Raw genomic sequence first — 19,955 nt, forward strand, 5'->3', positions numbered from 1 at the left:
GTAGTCGTTCGTTCGGGTGACCACGGCGATGACGGGGCCGGGCGGAGCCCGAAGGAAAACAACGGGCTGGGTGGGTGGGAAAACCACCGTGCCGTGGTAGTCGTTCGTTCGGGTGACCACGGCGATGGCGGGGCCGGGCGGAGCCCGAAGGAAAACAACGGCGAGTGGAGAACCCCCGTTTCAGGACGCCAATGCGTCGGCGGCGGCAGGGCTGCTGTCGCGGAGGAATTGGCTGCAGCGTTCGGCTTCGTCTTTTTCGCCGATGGCCTGGGCGGCGCGGGCGAGGGCGTTGAGGCAGCGGAGGAAGCCGCGGTTGGGTTCGTGTTCCCAGGGGATGGGGCCGTGGCCCTTCCAGCCGGCGCGGCGGAGTTGGTCGAGGCCGCGGTGGTAGCCGGTTCTGGCGAAGGCGTAGGAGGTGACCGCGTGGCCCTTGGCGAAGTAGTCGTCCGCCAGGGTCGCCCAAGCTGCCGAGTACGCGGGGAAGCGGGCGGCGACGTCGGCGGCCTTGTAGCCGGTCTCGATCATCTCCCGGGCTTCCGGGTGGTCGGGCAGCAGGGTGGGCGGCGGGCCGGCGAGCAGGTTCTCGTTCAGTTCCATCGGCGAAGCGACTCCCGTCCTGGGGCGAGGATTCACGACGACATACCTACCTGATGCATGCCGACCGTAATCATTTATACAAAATTCAGCGAAGGGCCCGAATCCCGGCTTGGCCACGCCCGTGTCGGAAGACACAGGCTGAAGGCGGCCAAGCCCGCCGTGCCGGAGGCGCGGCCATGAACAAGGATTCGGGCCCTGGCGGGTTGCGGCTCTAGGCGAGCTTCGTACCGGCGGACTTGAGGTCCTGGCAGGCCTGGGCGACGCGGGACGCCATGCCCGCCTCGGCCGACTTGCCGTAGGCGCGCGGGTCGTAGGCCTTCTTGTTGCCGACCTCGCCGTCCACCTTGAGCACGCCGTCGTAGTTGCGGAACATGTGGTCGGCGACCGGACGGGTGAACGCGTACTGCGTGTCGGTGTCGATGTTCATCTTGACCACGCCGTACGAGATGGCCTCGTGGATCTCTTCGAGCAGCGAGCCGGAGCCGCCGTGGAAGACCAGGTCGAACGGCTTGTCCTGGCCGAACTTGGCGCCCACCGCGTCCTGCAGTTCCTTGAGCACCGACGGGCGCAGCTTGACCGCGCCGGGCTTGTAGACGCCGTGCACGTTGCCGAACGTGGCGGCCAGCAGGTAGCGCCCGCGCTCGCCCAGGCCGACCGCCTCAGCGGTGGCGATGGCGTCCGCAGCTGTGGTGTACAGCTTCTCGTTGATCTCGTGGGCGACGCCGTCCTCCTCGCCGCCGACGACGCCGATCTCCATCTCCATGACCACGCGAGCCGCCGCGCACTTCTCGATCAGCTCGGCCGCGATCTCCAGGTTCTCCTCCAGCGGCACGGCCGAGCCGTCCCACATGTGCGACTGGAACAGCGGCTCCTCGCCGCGCGCCACCCGCTCCCGGGAGATCTCGACCAGCGGGCGCATGAAGCCGTCCAGCTTGTCCTTCGGGCAGTGGTCGGTGTGCAGCGCCACGGTCACCGGGTATTTGGCCGCCACCACGCGCGCGTACTCGGCGAGCGCGACGGAACCGGTCACCATGTCCTTGATCGTTGTCCCGGACAGGAACTCGGCGCCACCGGTCGACACCTGGATGATGCCGTCACTTTCCGCCTCGGCGAAGCCGCGCAGCGCGGCGTTCAACGTCTGAGACGACGTCACGTTGATCGCCGGATAGGCGAAGCCACCCGCCTTGGCCCGGTCGAGCATCTCGGCGTAGACCTCTGGGGTCGCGATAGGCATCGGAAGTCAGCTCCCTGTTCACATCTGATTGGCCGTGTGCAAGTATTCCGAAACGCGGGCCGATGAGGGAAGCGTAGGGCTTCTACGCCGTTTGGCGTCGCCCGGGGTAGGCTCGTCCGCGATGGACGTCTCGAATCTTCTCAGCGCCGAATGGTGGATCGTCACGTTCGGCCTCATCGGCATTCTCACGATCATTTTCGCCGAGACCGGGCTGCTGATCGGTTTCTTCCTGCCCGGCGACTCGCTGCTGGTGGTGGCCGGGATGGGCGCCTCCGCGCAGGTGGCCAGCGCGGTCGGCCTCGACACTCCCTTCCCGCTGGGACTGCTGCTGGTCGGCGCGCCGGTGTGCGCCATCGCCGGTGCCCAGTTAGGCCACTACATCGGCGCCAAGGCGGGCCCCCGCCTGTTCGCCCGTCCGGAATCCAAGCTTTTCAAACAAGAGTACGTCGAGAAGGCCCAGCACTATTTCGAGAAGTTCGGACCGGAGAAGGCCGTGGTGCTCGCCCGGTTCATCCCGATCGTCCGGACGTTCCTCAACCCGGTGGCGGGCATGCTCGGCATGGACCGCAGGCGCTTCCTGCTGTGGAACATCATCGGCGGCGTCCTCTGGACCGACGGCCTGCTTCTGTTCGGCTACTTCATCGGCAGCAAGATTCCCAACGTCGACCGCTACATCCTGCCCGGCGCCGCGGTGATCATCCTGCTCTCCGTCATCCCGATCATCCGGGAAATCATGAAAAATCGGAAGGCGGCGGCCCCCGCGCCCGACCCCAAGGGCAAACACCACCGCGAGGCAGCCGGTAGCTGAGGATACCTTTTAGTACGGATTCACACCCCGTGACCCGCTACCGTGTGAAATGTGGGACGCCACCGATCTGACCCATTCGGAGCGGCCCGGCTGGTCATCGTCATCATGGTGGCGGTCGGGGTGCTGGGCCTGCTCGTGGTGGGCGTGCTCGCCCTGGTCAACCCCACGACCGAGGCCTCCTCGGTGCCCATCCGGGTGACGCCGTCCCCGACTTCCACGCCCGAGGCGGAAACGAAGACCCCCACGCTGGAGATCGTCTGCGTCGCCGAGCGTTGCCCGGTGTTCGTGCGCGTTCCCGGCGGCGACATCCTGACCGACCAGGAACTGACGCAAGGGCAGCGGGTCCGCCACTTCGAGCCCGAGCTGGACGTGGTGCTCGACGACGCGGGGACCGTACAGGTGCAGGAGAACGGCAAGGCGCGCCCCCCGGGCGCCGCCGGGGAGCGGGAGGCCTTCGAGGTCAGGCGAGCCCCAGATCAGCCAAGCTGAAGACGGTCCGGTAGGGCAGGCCGGTCGCCGCCAGCCTCTCGTCGCCGCCCCGGTGCACGATCGTCGCGATGCCCGCCACGATCGCGCCCGCCTCCTGCAGCGCCGCCACGGCGGTGAGCACCGAACCGCCGGTCGTGGTGGTGTCCTCCACCGCCAGCACCCGCCGCCCGGTGACGTCCGGACCTTCGATGCGCCGCTGCAAGCCATGTGCCTTGCCCTCTTTGCGTACCACGAACGCGTCCAGGGTCTGCCCCCGGGCGGCGGCGGCGTGCAGCATCGCGGTGGCGACCGGGTCGGCCCCCAGCGTCAGGCCGCCGACGGCCTCGTAGCCGAGATCCTCGGTCAGGTCCAGCATGACCCGGCCCACCAGCGGGGCCGCCACCCCGTCCAGGGTGATCCGGCGCAGGTCCACGTACCAGTCGGCCTCCCGGCCCGAGGAGAGCACGACGCGGCCGTGCACGACCCCCTTGTTCTTGATCTGGTCCAGCAGTTTCTCGCGGTCGCTCATGGTGCTCAAGCGTAGGTCCGGGCCGCCGGCGCCGTTCCCGCCCCCTCCGCGGGAAGCCGGCGCCGACGGCGTCTGAGGAAGCGTCAGCCGTACGGCGGACGCCAGGGTTACCGGCAGACGGTGCACCACGACCTCGGCGCTCAGGGACCGGCGCAGCGCGGTCACCCGGACGGCGAGCCGGGCCCGGATCAGCGCCGCCACCCGGCCGGGCGGGAGCAGCGCCAGCGTGTCCCCGCCGGGGAAGGTGGCGCGCACCAGCTCGGCGACCCGCAGCAGGTCGGCGATCCGCACGAACGGATCCGCCGCCGCGTCGAGGGAGACGACGACGAGCCGGTGGCTCGCACCCGGACGCGGGCCGCCGGCCGCCGCCTCCCGGTAGAGCTCGGCCAGCCTCGTACGCAGGTACGGCGGCGTGGCCAAACCCGACAGGGGGTCCGCACAGGTCAGCTCGGCGATCGGAGCCAGGCTCGCCTCGGCCCACCCGGACGCGAAGGCGCACACGGCGGGCAGCGGCGGTTCGGCGTGGCCGAGCGCGGCGTAGAGCGCGGCCAGGTCGGTCAGGCCCTCCGCGACCCCGACCCCCGCCCTGGCCCGCGCGCCGCCCAGCGCCGCGCACGCCCGCTCCACGCTCTCGCCCCTGCGGAGAGCGCGGATCATCGCATCCACGGCGGGCACCCACCAATCAGCCGGAACCGCCCAACCCACGCTGCCCGCCCGCCAAAGCGCCTCTACGCACCGCATGTCGGAAATCTCCGCATTTTTGCTGAGATTCCTTCGCTCAATCACGTCGAGTTCCCTTCCTGTCACAGGGAAAGACGGGACTTCGGTTTAGCGATGACGCGGGTTGCGGAATTATTTGCCAGGCAACCCCAGGTAATCGTGAGGTCACATTGAGTGTTGAAGTTCGTCAAAGCGACGCCGAGTTGCTCGACGCGATCCGTGGCGGCAACGCGTCCGCCTACGGCACGCTCTACGCGCGCCACGCCGCCGCCGCCCGTTCGCTGGCCAGGCAGCTGGTCCAGAGCGAGGCCGAGGTGGAGGACGTGGTCGCCGAGACCTTCACCAAGATCCTGGATCTGATCTCGCGGGGCGGCGGGCCGCAGGACGCGTTCCGGCCGTATCTGCTGACCAGCGTCCGCCGGATGATCTACGACAGGACGGCGGCCGACCGGCACAACGTCACCACCGACGAGATCGAGCGGTTCGATCCCGGCGTGCCCTTCGTCGACCCGGCACTGGCCGGGCTTGAGCGCTCGCTGGTGGCGCGGGCGTTCCTGTCGCTACCGGAACGCTGGCGGATGGTGCTCTGGCACACCGAGGTGGAGAACGCCAAGGCCGCCGACATCGCGCCCATGCTCGGCCTGTCCGCCAACGGGGTGGCCGCGCTGGCGTACCGGGCCAGGGAAGGGTTAAGACAGGCGTACCTGCAGATGCACCTGGCCACCGCGCCGCGCCAGGCCTGCCGCCCGGTGCTCGGCAAGATGGGGTCGTACGTCCGGGGAGGTCTGGCCAAACGGGAAACCCGGGTAGTGGACGACCACGTCGGCGAATGCACCGACTGCCGGGAGGTCTTCCTGGAGCTGACCGACGTCAACCAGGGCCTGCGCGTCATCATCGGCCCCCTGATCGTCGGTCCGGTGCTGGCGGGCTACCTGGCCGGGCTCGGCAAGACCGGGGCCAGCGTGCTGGGCGGAGCCGGCTGGTTCCGCCGGATGCCCAAATCCCAGCAGGCCGCCGCCGCGGGAGCGGTCGCGGCGGCGGTGGCCGGAGTCGCGTTCCTGCTGGCCTCCGGCGAGGAACCGAGGCCGCCGAAGCCGGTGGCGCTCGCGCCGATCCCGTCGCCGCCCACGGTGGTCCCCGAGCCGGAGCCACCGGTCGAACGCCCCCGGCCCTCGCCGGTCCGCGCCGAGCCGACCCCGCAACCGCCGCCCACCAAACGCGTGACCCGGCCCGAACTGGTCGCCAGCATCGATCCGCTCGGCGCCCTGGTCCGCGACAAGCCCGGCATCGTCGGCATGCGCCTGCGCAACCACGGCAGCGGGCCGACCGAGGAGCTGACCGCCTCCATCCACCTGCCGCGCGGCGTCAGCGTGCTCGCCTCCGGCGGCGGCTACGGCAACGCGGTCGACCCTGCGGGGTCCGTCGACGGCTGGACGTGCCGCACGGACGACTCCATCCGGTGTGTACGGCAGGCGCTCCCCGCCGGGGACACCACGTCCCTGTTCCTGCGCGTCCACGTGGCCGAGGACGCGCCCGAAGGAACCGGACCGTCGCTCAGGATCCGGGCCGGGGACCTCAAACTCAAGGCCACCTCACCGGCGGGCGTGCGCTCGGCCGGAGCGACGGCCAGGTTCGCCGCCGACGGCCGGGTGCTGACCCGGGTCGCGGGCAACACCCTGCTCAGCTGCCCCGCCGTGCAACCCGGCTGCGACGACGCCCGCCACCGCGAACCGGGACGGCGGGACAACGACCTGTGGTCGATGGTCCCGCTCGACCAGGACGACGATGAGGAGACGCGCGCCTCCAGCTGGCACAAGCTGGATCTCCCGGACGACGCCCGGGTCGTGTGGGCCGGGCTCTACTGGTCGGGGTCGGGCAGCCGGGCGCGCAAGGTGTTGTTGCGGGGTCCCGGCGAGAAGCAGTACACGGCCGTCCGGCCCGGGGACGTCACCAAGGCGGCCATGCCGATCGGGTCTGGGTATCAGGCGTTCGCTGACGTCACACGACTCGTGCGCGAAGGCGGCCGGTGGTGGGTCGCCGACGACTCGGTGGTTCCCGGGGTGTCCCGGCACGCGGGCTGGGCGCTGGTGGTGGTGGCCGCGCAGCGGCGGCAGCCGTACAGTCAGGCGGCCGTGCTGGACGCGGCCACGCTGATCAAGGACGGCTCGCTCACCGTGCCCCTCAACGGGCTCACCCCCACGGCCTCGCCCGCCCGCCTTGACCTGGTCGTCTGGGACGGCGACGCCGACCTGACCGGGGACACCGTCAAGCTCGGCGACACCGCGCTGCGCCCCGACGGCGGCGACCGCGACCCGGCCAACGTCTTCGACGGCTCGACCACCGGAGACTGGAACACCTTCGGTCTCGACGTGGACACCTTCCATCCGATCCTGGGCCGGGAACCGGTCCTGCGCATCGGCACCAAGCGCGACGTGCTGCTCATCGGGGTGGCCGCGGTAAGCGTTCCCGCACGGTCGTAGGGGGAGGAAATGGCAGGACAAACTGGTACGGTCGGCGGTGGGCGCTCGGACATCAGGGCTGAATCGCCGGGATTCATCCACGCGCGTTCACCGGCATGATTACCCTGAGATGGCCACGTGAGGAAGGGCGGTGTCGCGTGGATCGCTGCGCGCTTTTCGTTGACGCTGGCTACCTGCTGGCGGATGGCGCGATGGCCGTGCATGGGACCCGCCATCGTGAGGCCGTCGCGTGGGACTATCCCGGCTTACTCCAGCTGCTCACCAGCCTGTCCAGGGAACGCACCGGGCTGCCGCTGCTGCGCTGCTACTGGTACGAGGCCACGGTCGAAGGCCGCCGCACGCCCGAGCATGACGTGCTCGCCGACATTCCCGGCCTCAAACTCCGCCTCGGCCGGATCCGGCCCGGGCGTCGCGAGGGTGTGGACGCCCAGGTGCACCGCGACCTGATGACGCTGGCCCGCAACAACGCGGTCGCCGACGCGGTCGTGGTCAGTGGCGACGAGGATCTCGCCCAGGTGGTCAGCGACGCGCAGGATCTTGGCATTCGGGTCACCGTCATCCACATCACCTCGGACGGCAGCTGGGCGGTCTCCCGGACGCTCCGCCAGGAGTGCGACGACCTCATCGAGATCGGCGGCGGCCACCTCCGGCCGTACGTGAATCTGGTCACCGGGGTCGACACCCAGGTCAACGGGAACGGCCAGCCCCGGAGCAACGGCGCGGCCAACGGCTCCACACCGGCCAACGGAGCCCCTTCGCTGGCCCCCTTCCCGGCGCCGGCCCAGCCGCAGACACCCGCGCCCGCACCGCAGCCGAGCCAGCCGACCCCGCCCCCGTCGCATGCCCGGCCCGCGCCCGCCGCGCAACCGTCCTACAACTACCCACCGGAACCCCAGGCCGCGCCACCGCCGCCACCACCCCCCGCGCCCACTCCGGTTCCGGCTCCCGTGGCTCAGACGCAGTACACCCCCCCGCCGGGGAACAGCATCACGCCGTACCGCGAATCTCCCACCGGGAGTCACAGCGCGCCCGGCAACAGCCTGGCCCAGTACCGGGAAAGCAGCACCGGCAACCACAGCGCCCCGGGGAACGCGGTCGCCCAGTACCGCGACACCCCCAGCAGCGCGCCCGCCAACCCGGTCAACCACTACCGCGACACCAACACCGGCAGCTTCCCCGCCACGCAACTAGGCCCCTACACCGGCCCTCAGCCGTCCCCCATCAACCACAGCGCCGGCACCACTACCCTCGCCGAAGCCGTCAAAGCCGCCCACAAAGAGGGCCACGACTTCGGCGACTCCATCGCCCGCGACGCCCCCGCCCTCTGGCTCGAAGCCGTCCTGGCCCGCAAACCCCGCATGCCCTCCGACCTGGAAGCCCGCCTCCTCCAGGGCTCCTCCCTCCCCATCGACTTCCTCCTCCACGACGAGGTCCGCCACGCCCTCCGCCGCGGCTTCTGGGACGCCCTGGAACGCGCCCGCCGCTAGCCCGACCGCGTGAGCAGCCTGCCCTACCCTGAACATGGGCGTACGACGTAGAGCGGTACCAACAAATCGTATCGATATCATTACTGTGTGTTGACCACCTAACAAGATGTCCGAGATCGGATCTATGCGTTGGCCCGGGAACGGCACTTGCGGGTTGATTGGTCAGAGACGACTCATCAGATTCGCCTACTCTTCTTGTACGACCAGAGTCAGGTCCTACTGGCCCGTGCGAGCGTTCCGGTGCGCTGGATCAGCATGCGGGCGCTCGAAGACCTGCAGGCTGACCTTGAGCACGTGTTTGGAAAGGACTGGTTGCGGTGAGCTCCGCTGTGTCCGCTGCGCGACACCTGACGTTTCGAGTCAGCAGAGAACGCGCCCTCGATGTTGACGCTTCCGTCTGGTACGCCAGCCCTGTAGACGCTCCCATCCGATCCGGAGTCTCGGGCGAGACTCTCGCCGAGTTGGTAGCAGGCGTTGAAGCGATCAAGCACTTCGTCCTTGACGTCCCAGAAGAAGTGAAGATTGTCGTCAAATACGATATCGAGCTACCAGGAGTCACGGCCGATGTGTGGAAGGCACACCGGGAGTTGCTGACGCAGCTCATCGACATGGGAATTTCCGACGACGACCGAGCCCGATTGCTGACATCGGCGGTCCCGGGGGTGCTGTTGTCGGCGTGACTCATCAGCCGAGACGCCGGGCAGCTTCGGGTGGATGGGTTTCCTCCTAGCTAGGAGGAAACCAATGCCACCTGGGAGTTCAGAGCCAGCCGTTGCGGCGGAAGGCGCGGTGGAGCAGGGTGCAGGCGATGATCATGACGGATAGGACGGCGGGGTAGCCCCAGACCTCGTGGGTTTCTGGCATGTGGTCGAAGTTCATGCCGTAGATGCCGGCGATCATGGTGGGGACGGCGAGGATGGCGACCCAGGAGGAGATCTTGCGCATGTCCTCGTTGGCCAGGGCGTTGGTGCGGGCCAGGGCCGCCTGCAGGATGGAGTCGGAGAGTTCGTTGGAGGACTGCACCTGCTCGCAGACGCGGGAGAGGTGGTCGCCGACGTCGCGGAAGTATTCGCGCATCTCTGACGGGATCATGCGGCGCTGCGGGAGGGCGTTGAAGGGCGCCAGCAGCGGGGCGACGGCGCGCTTGAGTTCCAGCATCTCGCGCTTGAGCTGGTAGATGCGGTTGATGTCGCGGGAGCTGACCTCGGCGAAGACGGCGGCTTCGACGTCTTCGAGTTCGGCCTGCATCTGGTCGGCGACGTAGAGGTACTTGTCGACGACGTAGTCGGCGATGGCGTGCAGCACGCCGGTGGGGCCGCGGTTGAGGAGCTTGGGCTTGTCCTCGAGCTTCTCGCGGACGTCGGCGAGCGGGCTGTGCGCGCCGTGCCGGACGGTGACGACGAAGTCGGGGCCGACGAAGACCATGATCTCGCCGGTGGCGATGATCTCGCTGCTCGCGGACTTGGCTTCGGGGTCGACGAAGGCGACCGTCTTGAGCACCACGAAGAGGGAGTCGCCGTAGCGCTCGACCTTGGGGCGCTGGTGCGCCTTGATGGCGTCTTCGACGGCGAGCGGGTGCAGGCCGAAGGTCTCCGCCAGCCACTCGACCTCGGGCGCGTCGGGCTCGTAGAGGCCGACCCACACGTAGGCGGTGGGCTGGGGGCTGTCATGGTTGTGCTCGCGGACGAGCCGCACCGCGTCGGAGATGTCGTCGGCGGCGACCTTCTTGCCCGCGACGTACGCACCGAATTCGATCAGCGAACTGATCGAGCTCGCGCGGGGAAACTTCTTCTCGGGCAGCGACGCGTCAGTACGCACGACAGCACGGGTGATTCGCGGGAAAAGCATGGAGGAGCGCATGGCGGTCCCTTCCCGCCCGACTCAGCACGTTCCACGCGAAAAACGTAGTCACCCCTTGGAGGGCGTGGTCGTGCTCTCGGGCACCTGATTGGAATGGTCGGGTTTGCGCACGTCGTACGTGCGCCTGCACGTACTGACAGGATCACCAGGATTCACCCGGACCACCTCCAATCACCAAGAGACACCATAGGCGGGTCAAAAGTAACACATGACCGCAGCCTCCTCCCAGGATACTTCCAGCTTCACCAGCCGATCATGCAGGACCTGCCAAAAAAGGGACGTGGATCCTGGCTGTCCTGACCGATCCCCTAGGCTTACTACACGTGCGCGTTCTCGTTGTTGGATCCGGTGGCCGTGAGCATGCCCTGTGCCGTGGCCTGAAGCTCGACTCGTCCGTCTCGGCGGTGCACTGCGCGCCGGGCAACGCGGGGATCGCGGAGATCGCGACCCGGCACGACGTGGTTCCCACCGACAGTGAGGCCGTCGTCGCGCTGGCCGTGCGGCTGGGTGTGGATCTGGTCGTGATCGGGCCTGAGGCACCGCTGGTGGCGGGCGTCGCGGATGCCGTACGGGAGCGGGGAATCCCCTGCTTCGGGCCGTCGGCGGCGGCGGCCAGGATCGAGGGGTCCAAGAGTTTCGCCAAGCACATCATGGACGCGGCGGGGGTGCCGACCGGGCGGTCGTTCACGTGTACGACGCCGGAGCAGGTGGTGGCGGCGCTGGCGGAGTTCGGCCCGCCATATGTGGTGAAGGACGACGGGCTGGCGGCCGGGAAGGGTGTCGTCGTGACCCGGGACCGGGAGGCGGCGCTGGCGCACGCGGCCGGGTGCGAGCGGGTCGTGGTGGAGGAGTTCCTGGACGGGCCCGAGGTGTCGCTGTTCGCGCTGTGTGACGGGGAGAGCGCGGTGGCGTTGCCGCCGGCACAGGATTTCAAACGGGCGTACGACGGGGACGAGGGGCCCAACACGGGCGGCATGGGGGCGTACACGCCGCTGCCGTGGGCGCCGGCGGGGCTCACCGAGCGGATCATGGCCGAGGTGGTGCTGCCGACGGTCGCGGAGTTGGGGCGGCGGGGCATTCCGTACACCGGAGTGTTGTACGCGGGGCTGGCGTTGACCGCGAACGGCCCTCGGGTCATCGAGTTCAACGCACGTTTCGGCGACCCGGAAACCCAAGTGGTGTTAGATCGACTGGAGACACCGCTGGGGCAGCTGTTGCTGGCGTGTGCCACTGGGGCGTTGGCCGGTCAGAAGCCACTTACCTCCCGGGAAGGCGCGGCGGTCACCGTGGTCGTGGCGGCCGAGAACTACCCGGACAATCCAGTAAAAGGCGACGTCATCGCCGGGTTGGAGCCCCAAGTCGAGGGCGCGTACGTGCTGCACGCGGGCACCGAACGGCGCGACGGGGAGATCGTCTCCAACGGCGGGCGGGTGCTCAACGTCGTGGGCACCGGCGAGGACCTCGCTCGGGCCCGTGCGAAGGCGTATGAGGCGGTGGCGCACATCCGCCTGCGCGGTGCCTTCCACCGCACCGACATCGCTGCTCCTACCTGGGAAGACAGCCCATGAAGCACGTGCACTCCGGCAAGGTCAGAGATCTCTACGAGACCCCGGACGGCCTGCTGCTGATGGTCGCCTCGGACCGCATTTCCGCGTTCGACCACGTCCTCGAACCCGACATCCCAGACAAGGGTGCAATCCTCACGCAGCTGTCGCTGTGGTGGTTCGAGCAGCTCGCCGATCTGGTGCCCAACCATGTGGTCGGCAAGGGCCCTGACCTGCGAAGTGTTCTGTGCCGCAGGCTCACCATGGTGCCCGTGGAATGTGTGGCACGCGGCTATCTGACCGGCTCGGGACTGATCGACTACCGCCGTACGGGAATGGTCTCCGGAGTCGTGCTTCCCGAGGGTCTGGAGGACGGTTCGCGGCTCCCCGAACCCATCTTCACCCCCTCCACCAAGGCTCCGGTGGGGCAGCACGACGAGCCCATGACGTACCGGCAGGTGGTCCAAGAAGTAGGCTCTGACGTGGCAGAACAGCTCCAGGAGAGCACGCTCGCCGTGTACCGGAGAGGCGCCGAGAGGGCCTTGGAACGGGGCATCATCCTGGCCGACACGAAGATCGAACTGGGCTGGGACGCGGACGGCGTGCTGACTCTCGGGGATGAGGTCCTGACTCCGGATTCATCCCGGTTCTGGCCGAAAGATACCTGGTCACCGGGCCGCAGCCAGGAATCCTTTGACAAGCAGTTCGTCCGTGACTGGCTCACGTCCCCGGCGTCCGGCTGGGACCGCGCCAACGACGCTCCGCCGCCCCGACTCCCCGGCGAGATTGTCGAACGTACGCGCGAACGTTATGGGGAGGCCTATCAGCGGTTGACCGGAACCACCTTCACCGGGTAGTTCCCCCGCGAATCGCCCCGCTTAGCGGCTACTGTGGCCCGATACCCGGCTACCGCACCAGCCGCCTCTTCCTCCACACCCCCACCTGAGGAGTCCATTTCATGGTCCGTTACCGCGTACGCGGTGGCAATGTACTGCGTGGAACCGCCTTCATCCAGGGCGCGAAGAACGCCGTGCTGCCCATGATCGGGGCTGCGCTGCTCGCGTCCGAGGGCCGCACCGTGCTGCGCAACGTGCCCGCGATCGAAGACGTGCGGCGAGCGACGGAGCTCGCCGAGGCCATCGGTGCCAAGGTGCAGTTCCACGAGTCCGAGCGCACCCTGGTGATCGACGCATCGCGACTGACCAGCCCCGTCCTCCCGGCCGAGATCGCGCGCAGGTTCCGCGGTTCGGTCCTGTTCGTCCCGGCTCTGCTGCACCGATTGGGCGAGGCGGTGATCGAGGGTGTCGGGGGATGCAACCTCGGCAGCCGCAATCTCGACTTCCACTACAACGGCTACAAGCGGCTGGGCGCCATCGTCAACGAGGACGACAGCGTCATCCACATCAAGGCGGCCGGGCTGACCGGCGCCCCCCTCTACCTGGACACTCCCTCGCACACCGGCACCGAGAACCTGGTCATGGCCGCGGCGCTGGCCAGCGGCACCACGGTGATCGAGAACGCGGCGCTGGAGCCCGAGGTCCTGGACGTCATCCACATGCTGACCCGGATGGGCGCCCGCATCCGCGGCGCCGGCACCGGCTTTCTCACCGTCGAGGGCGTGAACGAGCTGACCGCGGTCGAGCACACGGTCATGCCGGACCGGCTCGACGCGGGCGTGTTCATGATCGCCGCCGCGCTCACCGGCGGCTCGGTCAACCTGGTCGGCGGCTCGCTTGAGCACCTCGGCGTGGCCCGCTGGAAGCTGGAGCAGATGGGCGTCGCGTTCGAGGACGAGGGCGCGGTGCTGCAGGTGAGCCGGGCCGAACCCATCCGGCCGATCAATGTGATCACCGACACCTATCCCGGTTTCGCCACCGACCTGCAGAACCCGCTGATGACGCTGGCCTGCCTGGCGGGCGGCACCAGCTACATTCACGAGCGTATCTTCGACGGCCGTTTCGCACTGGCGGGCGAACTCAACAAGATGGGCGCCAACATCTCGGTGGCCGAGAACCGCGCCGTCGTGCACGGTCCGGCTAAATTGCGAGGAACGCGCGTCACGGCTCATGATCTGCGTTCTGGAATCGCACTTGTGCTGGCCGGTCTGGTCGCCGAGGGCGAGACGACAATCGACACCGGCTATCTCATCGATCGCGGCCACGCCGATCTCGCCCCGCGCATGCAAGCGCTCGGCGCGGATGTGGAACGCGAGATTTCCCCTTCCGAGTAATCCGCGTCCATAAAGGCCCTGACCAGGCCAAACATCGTTGGTAATCCGCGCTGTTGCCATCGCAGATGGGTATTCCGGAAAATCCGGGCGTGACATTACGGCCGTTGCGAGCGATCGTTCCAAAGAGAAGCTTCCCAGGAGCGGATTCCGGAGCTTTCCGGGGAAGCGAAACCACGAAGGCGCGCGGGATGGGACGAACATTGGTCGAGCGCACGGAAGAGTCTCCACGCGGATCGCGGGTGGGGGCCGGGATGGGCGCTGGGACGCCGGACCTCACCATCGGTGTGGTGGGGCCCCATGACCTCGTCGAGCGGGTGATGCTCATGGGCCACTCGGCGGCACCGGTGCCCTGTCGCCTGGTGGCCGCTGCCTATCGCGACGAACAGGAGGCCTCAGACAAGGTAACCAGACTCGGTGGCGTAGACGCCTGCCTCTTCGCCAGCCCGATTCCCTACGAACTGGCCCGGCGGTCCGGAGTACTGACCATGCCGGCCACGCACGTGCAGCTCGGCGGCGCCGCGCTGACCGCGGCGATCGCCCGGGCCGCACTGGACGACCGCATCGACCCCCGGCGGGTGAGCGTGGACGTGCTCAACCGCTCGGAGATCGACGAGGCCTACGCCGATCTGGGACTGTCCGCGGCGGAGGTGCACAGCCGGGACGAACCCGGCGCCACCGGCACCATCGCGGCGTTCCACGAGCGGCTGGTCCGGCAGGGGGCCTCAACCGGCGCGCTGACCTGCATTCCCGGGGTCGCGGACCGGCTGACGGCCGCGGGCATCCCCGCGGTCAGGATCCGGCCGACCTCGGCCGCGGTCAGGACCGCGTTACACACGGCCGCGCTGCTCGGCGCGCACCACCGGCTCGAAGAGTCGCAGCTCACCGTCATCCTGGTCGAGGTGCCGACGCTGCGGGAACCGGTGCGCAGGGCGGCACCACGGTACTGGCGGGACGAGCTGCGCCTGTCGCTGCATCGCCTGCTGGTGCAGGAGGCCAACCGGATCAACGCGAGCGTGTGGCCGATCGACGACCACAGCTATCTCGTGGTCGCCACCCGGGGCTCGATCGCCGGGGCGACGGACGGCTTCCGCGTGTTGCCGTTCGCCGCGCGGATCCGGGACGAGCTCGGCCTGGCGGTCGAGGTGGGGGTCGGCATGGGCCGTACGACCCATGACGCGGAGACCCACGCCAGAGCCGCGCTGGCCAGGACCCAGGCGGGCAAGCAGGCGCAGGGGTTCGCGGTGGACCGGGAGGGCCGGGCGCTCGTCCCGCCGCCCCGGATGCCACCGCAGTCGGCGGGACCGGTCAAGCCCAAAGGGGTGGAGGTGCTCGCCCGGCTGGCCGCCAAGCTGGAGGGCGGGGATACGGTCGTGGACGCGGAAGGGGCCGGGAAGATGCTCGGCGTCACGCCGCGTACGGCTCGGCGGTTGTTGCGCACGCTGGTCGACGAGGGACTCGCGTGGCCGCTTCCGCCGAATCGCACACCGCAGCCGGGCCGCCCCCGGCAGCTGTACCGGCTGATCGTCGAGAAGCTCAATCGATAGTACGGATCGGGTGGGCATGTCGTGGGGACGTGCCCACCCGACCCCGACGTCAGGAAATGTCCGGACCCATCGCTATTGTCATCAGCCATGGGCCAGGACACTCGTGACATTCGCGTCTGGATCGCGCTTGCCACCGTTTACGTGGTGTGGGGATCGACGTATCTCGGCATCGCCATCGCCATCGAGACCATGCCCCCGATGCTCAGCTCCGGGCTGCGATTCGTCACGGCCGCCCTCATCCTCGGCACGTTCCTGCTGGTACGGCACGGCAAGCGCCCCTTCCGCATGACCTGGCGGGAGTTAGGCGGCGCCGCGCTGGTCGGCGTGCTCCTGCTGACCGGGGGCAACGGCATGGTCGCCGTGGCCGAGCAGTACATCTCCACCGGTCTGGCCGCGCTCCTGGTGGCCTCCACCCCGCTGTGGTTGATCGTCCTGCGGGTGGTTTTCCGTGATCGTCCGGCCGTGCTGACCCTAACCGGGGTTCTGGTCGGATTCGTTGGGGTTGCCGTTCTGTCGCTGGACGGTGGCGGATCGGGGTCAGGCGTCGGGGTCGTGGTGATCCTGTTCGCCTCGTTCTCGTGGTCGATCGGATCGTTCCTGACCGCGCGGATCCCGATGCCGAAGAACGTCTTCATGGCGAGCACGGTCGAGATGGCCGCCGGCGGGGCCGGGCTACTCCTGGTCGGGACCGTCGCCGGGGAGCATCTGGTGCTCGCGGACGTCTCGGCGCGGTCCTGGCTGGCGCTGGGCTACCTGGTCGTGGTGGGGTCGCTGGTCGGGTTCACCTCGTATGTCTGGCTGCTCGGCAACGCGCCGATCTCGCTGGTGTCCACCTATGCGTACGTGAACCCGGTGGTGGCCGTCATCCTCGGCGTGCTCGTGCTGAGCGAAGGGGTGACCGTGCCGATGGTGGCCGCCGGGCTGCTGATCGTGGCCGGGGTCGCGCTGGTGGTGTCCACCGAGCGGGGCTCACGCGCTCCGGAAGGCCGCGGCGGCGGCGAGGAAGGCGTCGTTGGCCTCGCGGTCGCCGATGGAGACGCGGGCGCCCTCGGTGCCGAACGGCCGTACGGCGACTCCGGCGGCGGCGCAGGTCTCGGCGAAGGCGGGGGTGTCGGCGGCAAGGCGGAGCCAGACGAAGTTGGCCTCGCTCTGCGGAACAGCCCAGCCCTGGGCGATTAGCGCGTCGCGCACCCGGGTCCGCTCGGCGACGACGGTCTCCACCCGGGCCAGCAGCTCCTGCTCGGCCTGGAGCGAGGCCACGGCGGCGGCCTGGGCGAGGTGGTTGACGGCGAACGGCACCATCGCCTTGCGCACGGCTCCGGCGACCGGCTCCTGCCCGATCAGGTAGCCGACCCGCAGGCCCGCCAGGCCGTACGCCTTGGAGAACGTGCGCAGGACGGCCACGTTCGGGCGGTCGCGGTAGATCGTCAGGCCGTCGGGCACCTCGGTGTCGCGGACATACTCCCGGTAGGCCTCGTCCAGGATGACCAGGACGTGGTCGGGGACGCGGTCCAGGAAACGTTTGAGCTCGCCGGCCCGGTTGACCGTGCCGGTCGGGTTGTTCGGGTTGCAGACGAAGATCATGCGGGTGTTCTGGGTGATCGCGTCGGCCATCGCGTCCAGGTCGTGCGTCTCGTCCCTGAGCGGGACGCGGACCGAGGTGACCCCGGCCAGGTCGGCCAGGAGCGGGTAGGCCTCGAACGAGCGCCAGGCGTAGATCACTTCGGCGCCGGGGTCGCCGATGGCCTCGAACAGCTGCTGGGCCACGGTGACCGAGCCCGCGCCGAGGGCGATGTGCTCGGGGGGCACGCCATACCGCACGGAAAGGGCTTCGATCAGCTGACGGGCGGCCGGGTCCGGGTAGCGGTGGATCTGGGTGGCCGCCTCCGCGATCGCGCGGACCACGCTGGGGAGCGGCGGCTCTGGCGACTCGTTGGAGGAGAGCTTGAAGGACCGGCCATCCGGCGCGACGACGGCCTGGCCCGGCTTGTAGGCCACCATGGTGTCGAAGACGGCGCGGAACTTCGGCATTGCGTACCCCTTGAGAATGCGGTGTATGCCCACCTTAACGGGTGAACCCGGCCCTCGATCGAGGGCCGGGAAGCACCACTTTTACCACCAGGGGCCACAGACGGAGTACGCGCCGGTGACGCGGCCGCAGGCGCGGAACACCCGGCTGGCCGAGCTGCTGGTGGCGTAGCCGCGGGTGTAGGGGACGCCGCCGTCGGCGTCCACCAGGTAGGGGCCGCACTGGGTCCAGCTGGCGCCGCCGTTGTTGCTGACGTCCATCCAGACGCCGTCGCCCTTCTTGGTGGTGCCGGTGATGCGCGCCCAGCCGATCTACTGACCGTTGAGCGTGCCCTTCCTGAGCTCGACGTAGGTGCCGAAGCGGCCGGCGTCCTGGCGGTAGACGGTGCTCGTGCCGGTGGCGCTGCCCGGGTTCGGCCACGAGGCGCAGTCGGCCTGGGTCGCGCTCGCGGCAGAGCCCCCGACGGACACGATCGCGGCGGCGGCGAACACGGCTCCGACGGCCAGAGCCCCCTTGCGGCTGGTGATCTTCATGGGATCCTCCTCAGTCGTTTCTGGCTGACGTTGAGGAGCGTCCGCCCTGTGGCTCCAGATCTGCTTCAGCTGGGGCTGAGAGGGGCTTATAGCGGCTCTGGAGGCTATTTGGAGCGGGGCGGTGGAGAGTCCAAGCATCGAACCGCACCCCGAGGGGGATCCGATGGCACTCAGGCAGCTCATCAGCGGCGCCGCGACCGCACTCGTCGTGGCCGCCGGACTGGTCACGATCGCGGCGGCGCCGGCGTCCGCGGCGGTGACCCGCGCGCAGATCGTGTCCGTGGCGCAGACCGAACTCAACAACGCTTCACGTAACTATGGCGCGGGGCCGCAGGGTCAGTGGGGCGTGTGCAACTACTACACCGGATATTTCAGGACTTGGAAGCCGGCGACGGCGGCGTGTCCGACCACCGATGGTGTTCGCTGGCGGGAAAGTGACTGGTGCGCGGACTTCGCGAAGTATGTCTGGAAGAACGCCGGGGTCACCTACGCCAACATCGCGGAGGGCAGCGGGGGCGTCCTCACCGGTGTCGCGTCCTCGTTCAAGGACTACGGCACGACGTACGGGACGTGGCACACCCGCAGCAGCGGCTACACGCCGCAGCCCGGGGACGCGGTCGTGTTCGACTGGGAAGGCGACGGGGTGATCAACCACGTCGGTATCGTGAGCTCCGCCAACGCGAGCACCGTGTTCACGATCGAGGGCAACAGCGGCACCCCGAGCATGACCCGGGCGCGCAGCTACACGCGGTCCTCGGCCAGCATCGTCGGCTACAGCGCGCCCGTCGGGGTGGGGTCCACGCCCACGCAGCCGCCGGCGCCTGGGAAGTACTGGGTCGACACCTTCGCCGCGGCGGCCGGCTACTCCACGCCCGGCGGGACCAGGACCGGGACGCTGAACGCGGGCACCAACTACGTGTACTGCAAGGTGTGGGGGCCGATCGTGCAGGTCAGCGGGGCCTACAACCACTGGTGGCTGCGGACCGACCTGGACAGTGGCAGCCCGTGGCAGAACCAGTACGTGTCCGCCTACTACCTCTCGCGGTGGGGCAATGACGAAGCCAAGGACAACAGCGGAGTGGTGATCCCTGACTGCTAACCCCCCATCTCTGCCGGTGGGCGTCCCGACGCCCACCGGCGCTTCCCCATGTACGGAGACAAGATCATGCGAGAGATCATCCTCATGTCCGACCCGAGAGTCGCCTCGATGCCGGTGGAGGAGTGCGGCGAACCGCTGGTGGATGTACGCGATATTCCCGGTGTACGGATCGACGATCGGCTGGCCGACAAGGCGGGCGCCTACACAAGACTCAGACAGGGAGTCGCCGAACGCGTCGCGACCGCCCAGGGACGGTTACCCGCCGGGCTCCGCTTCCTGGTCGTCGAGGCGTACCGGCCGTTGTGGCTCCAGGTTCGATACTTCGATGAGTACGCGGCTGAGCTCCGGGATAACAATCCCGACTGGCCGGAGGACTACGTCTTCGTACAAGCCTCCCGGTCCCTGGCCCCACCCGCGGTCGGACCCCACGTCTGCGGAGGCGCCATCGACCTCACCCTCTGCACCGACGACGGCACCGAACTCCCCATGGGCACCGACGTCAACGCCAGCCCCGAAGAAAGCGCCAACGCCTGCTACACGAACGCGCCCGACCTCTCCCCAGCCGCCCGCGAAAACCGCACCATCCTGACCACCACCCTCACGACCGCAGGCCTCGTCAACTACCCGACTGAGTGGTGGCATTGGTCGTACGGCGACCGCTACTGGGCAACTTTGTCCGGCGCGAAAGCGGCCCTTTATGCGCCGGTCGAGTGGCCGTGAACTCGCAAATCAGGTGCATACGGGGTTCTCCCACCCGCCCACCCTTTTGATCTACCTCGGGGCTCCGCCCCGC

The 19,955-nt window shown here is 68.9% G+C and carries 18 protein-coding genes and 1 pseudogene; 12 read left to right on the forward strand and 7 right to left on the reverse strand.

Translation table 11 applies throughout. The features are described from left to right. Positions 1-180: 180 nt before the first annotated feature. Complete coding sequence (locus ABGB08_RS52330) at positions 181-597, reverse strand: DUF3151 domain-containing protein (protein ID WP_347607323.1); 417 nt, start codon at positions 595-597, stop codon at positions 181-183. 211 nt (positions 598-808) lie between these two features. Then, entirely contained in the window at positions 809-1,831 is a 1,023-nt protein-coding gene (gene fbaA, locus ABGB08_RS52335; protein WP_347607326.1) for a class II fructose-bisphosphate aldolase, read from the reverse strand. Between the two features lie 121 nt (positions 1,832-1,952). Between fbaA and ABGB08_RS52340 the strand changes: the two genes are divergently transcribed. Next, positions 1,953-2,639 (forward strand): VTT domain-containing protein, encoded by a 687-nt coding sequence (locus ABGB08_RS52340; RefSeq protein ID WP_347607329.1) that lies wholly within the window; start codon positions 1,953-1,955, stop codon positions 2,637-2,639. 51 nt (positions 2,640-2,690) lie between these two features. Next, a complete protein-coding gene (locus ABGB08_RS52345; RefSeq protein ID WP_347607332.1) occupies positions 2,691-3,128 on the forward strand; it encodes a hypothetical protein in 438 nt (145 codons plus the stop codon). Here ABGB08_RS52345 and pyrE read toward each other — a convergent pair. Continuing rightward, positions 3,100-3,636, reverse strand: coding sequence for an orotate phosphoribosyltransferase (pyrE, locus tag ABGB08_RS52350; RefSeq protein WP_347607365.1), 537 nt, complete (start codon positions 3,634-3,636; stop codon positions 3,100-3,102). The two genes, ABGB08_RS52345 and pyrE, sit on opposite strands and share 29 nt — an antisense overlap. Before the next feature lie 890 nt (positions 3,637-4,526). Between pyrE and ABGB08_RS52355 the strand changes: the two genes are divergently transcribed. From ABGB08_RS52355 to ABGB08_RS52365, 3 genes are all read left to right on the forward strand, one after another. Further along, the gene (locus ABGB08_RS52355) at positions 4,527-6,836 is read left to right on the forward strand and encodes a sigma-70 family RNA polymerase sigma factor (RefSeq protein ID WP_347607335.1); all 2,310 of its coding nucleotides are present in this window, start codon (positions 4,527-4,529) and stop codon (positions 6,834-6,836) included. Positions 6,837-6,973: 137 nt separating this feature from the next. Further along, a complete protein-coding gene (locus tag ABGB08_RS52360; protein WP_347607337.1) occupies positions 6,974-8,323 on the forward strand; it encodes an NYN domain-containing protein in 1,350 nt (449 codons plus the stop codon). Between the two features lie 317 nt (positions 8,324-8,640). Then, positions 8,641-9,003, forward strand: a complete 363-nt coding sequence (locus ABGB08_RS52365; protein ID WP_347607340.1) for a hypothetical protein — start codon at positions 8,641-8,643, stop codon at positions 9,001-9,003. A gap of 79 nt (positions 9,004-9,082) precedes the next feature. Here ABGB08_RS52365 and ABGB08_RS52370 read toward each other — a convergent pair whose 3' ends face one another. Then, complete coding sequence (locus ABGB08_RS52370) at positions 9,083-10,141, reverse strand: magnesium and cobalt transport protein CorA (RefSeq protein ID WP_347607342.1); 1,059 nt, start codon at positions 10,139-10,141, stop codon at positions 9,083-9,085. Positions 10,142-10,506: 365 nt separating this feature from the next. On the opposite strand from ABGB08_RS52370, the gene purD reads away from it, so the two are divergent. The 5 genes and pseudogenes from purD to ABGB08_RS52395 form a co-directional block, all read left to right on the forward strand. After that, positions 10,507-11,751, forward strand: coding sequence for a phosphoribosylamine--glycine ligase (gene purD, locus ABGB08_RS52375; protein WP_347607345.1), 1,245 nt, complete (start codon positions 10,507-10,509; stop codon positions 11,749-11,751). Next, positions 11,748-12,584 carry a phosphoribosylaminoimidazolesuccinocarboxamide synthase gene (locus ABGB08_RS52380; RefSeq protein WP_347607348.1) on the forward strand — a complete coding sequence of 279 codons (837 nt, stop codon included), beginning with the start codon at positions 11,748-11,750 and terminating at the stop codon, positions 12,582-12,584. The genes purD and ABGB08_RS52380 overlap by 4 nt, the downstream gene beginning before the upstream one ends. Positions 12,585-12,685: 101 nt before the next feature. After that, positions 12,686-13,957: a UDP-N-acetylglucosamine 1-carboxyvinyltransferase gene (murA, locus tag ABGB08_RS52385; RefSeq protein ID WP_155359396.1), complete on the forward strand. Its 1,272-nt coding sequence runs from the start codon at positions 12,686-12,688 to the stop codon at positions 13,955-13,957. 251 nt (positions 13,958-14,208) lie between these two features. Further along, positions 14,209-15,501 carry a transcriptional regulator gene (locus ABGB08_RS52390; RefSeq protein WP_155350545.1) on the forward strand — a complete coding sequence of 431 codons (1,293 nt, stop codon included), beginning with the start codon at positions 14,209-14,211 and terminating at the stop codon, positions 15,499-15,501. Positions 15,502-15,588: 87 nt separating this feature from the next. Next, positions 15,589-16,443: pseudogene (locus tag ABGB08_RS52395) on the forward strand (EamA family transporter); the annotation flags it as partial. Between the two features lie 27 nt (positions 16,444-16,470). On the opposite strand, the gene hisC reads toward ABGB08_RS52395, so the two are convergent. The 3 genes from hisC to ABGB08_RS52410 all read right to left on the reverse strand — a co-directional run bounded on the left by hisC (position 16,471) and on the right by ABGB08_RS52410 (position 18,063). Continuing rightward, positions 16,471-17,532 (reverse strand): histidinol-phosphate transaminase, encoded by a 1,062-nt coding sequence (gene hisC, locus ABGB08_RS52400; RefSeq protein WP_347607352.1) that lies wholly within the window; start codon positions 17,530-17,532, stop codon positions 16,471-16,473. An 81-nt stretch (positions 17,533-17,613) separates the two neighbouring features. After that, complete coding sequence (locus ABGB08_RS52405; protein WP_347607354.1) at positions 17,614-17,790, reverse strand: hypothetical protein; 177 nt, start codon at positions 17,788-17,790, stop codon at positions 17,614-17,616. A 51-nt stretch (positions 17,791-17,841) separates the two neighbouring features. Continuing rightward, positions 17,842-18,063: a hypothetical protein gene (locus tag ABGB08_RS52410; protein ID WP_347607357.1), complete on the reverse strand. Its 222-nt coding sequence runs from the start codon at positions 18,061-18,063 to the stop codon at positions 17,842-17,844. 163 nt (positions 18,064-18,226) lie between these two features. Here ABGB08_RS52410 and ABGB08_RS52415 point away from each other — a divergent pair, with 163 nt between their 5' ends. Beyond that, positions 18,227-19,162, forward strand: a complete 936-nt coding sequence (locus tag ABGB08_RS52415) for a CHAP domain-containing protein (protein WP_347607360.1) — start codon at positions 18,227-18,229, stop codon at positions 19,160-19,162. Between the two features lie 66 nt (positions 19,163-19,228). Then, complete coding sequence (locus tag ABGB08_RS52420; protein WP_347607362.1) at positions 19,229-19,882, forward strand: M15 family metallopeptidase; 654 nt, start codon at positions 19,229-19,231, stop codon at positions 19,880-19,882. Positions 19,883-19,955: the final 73 nt, after the last annotated feature.

The sequence above is a fragment of the Acrocarpospora sp. B8E8 genome (genome assembly GCF_039871605.1).
Taxonomy (GTDB): domain Bacteria; phylum Actinomycetota; class Actinomycetes; order Streptosporangiales; family Streptosporangiaceae; genus Acrocarpospora; species Acrocarpospora macrocephala.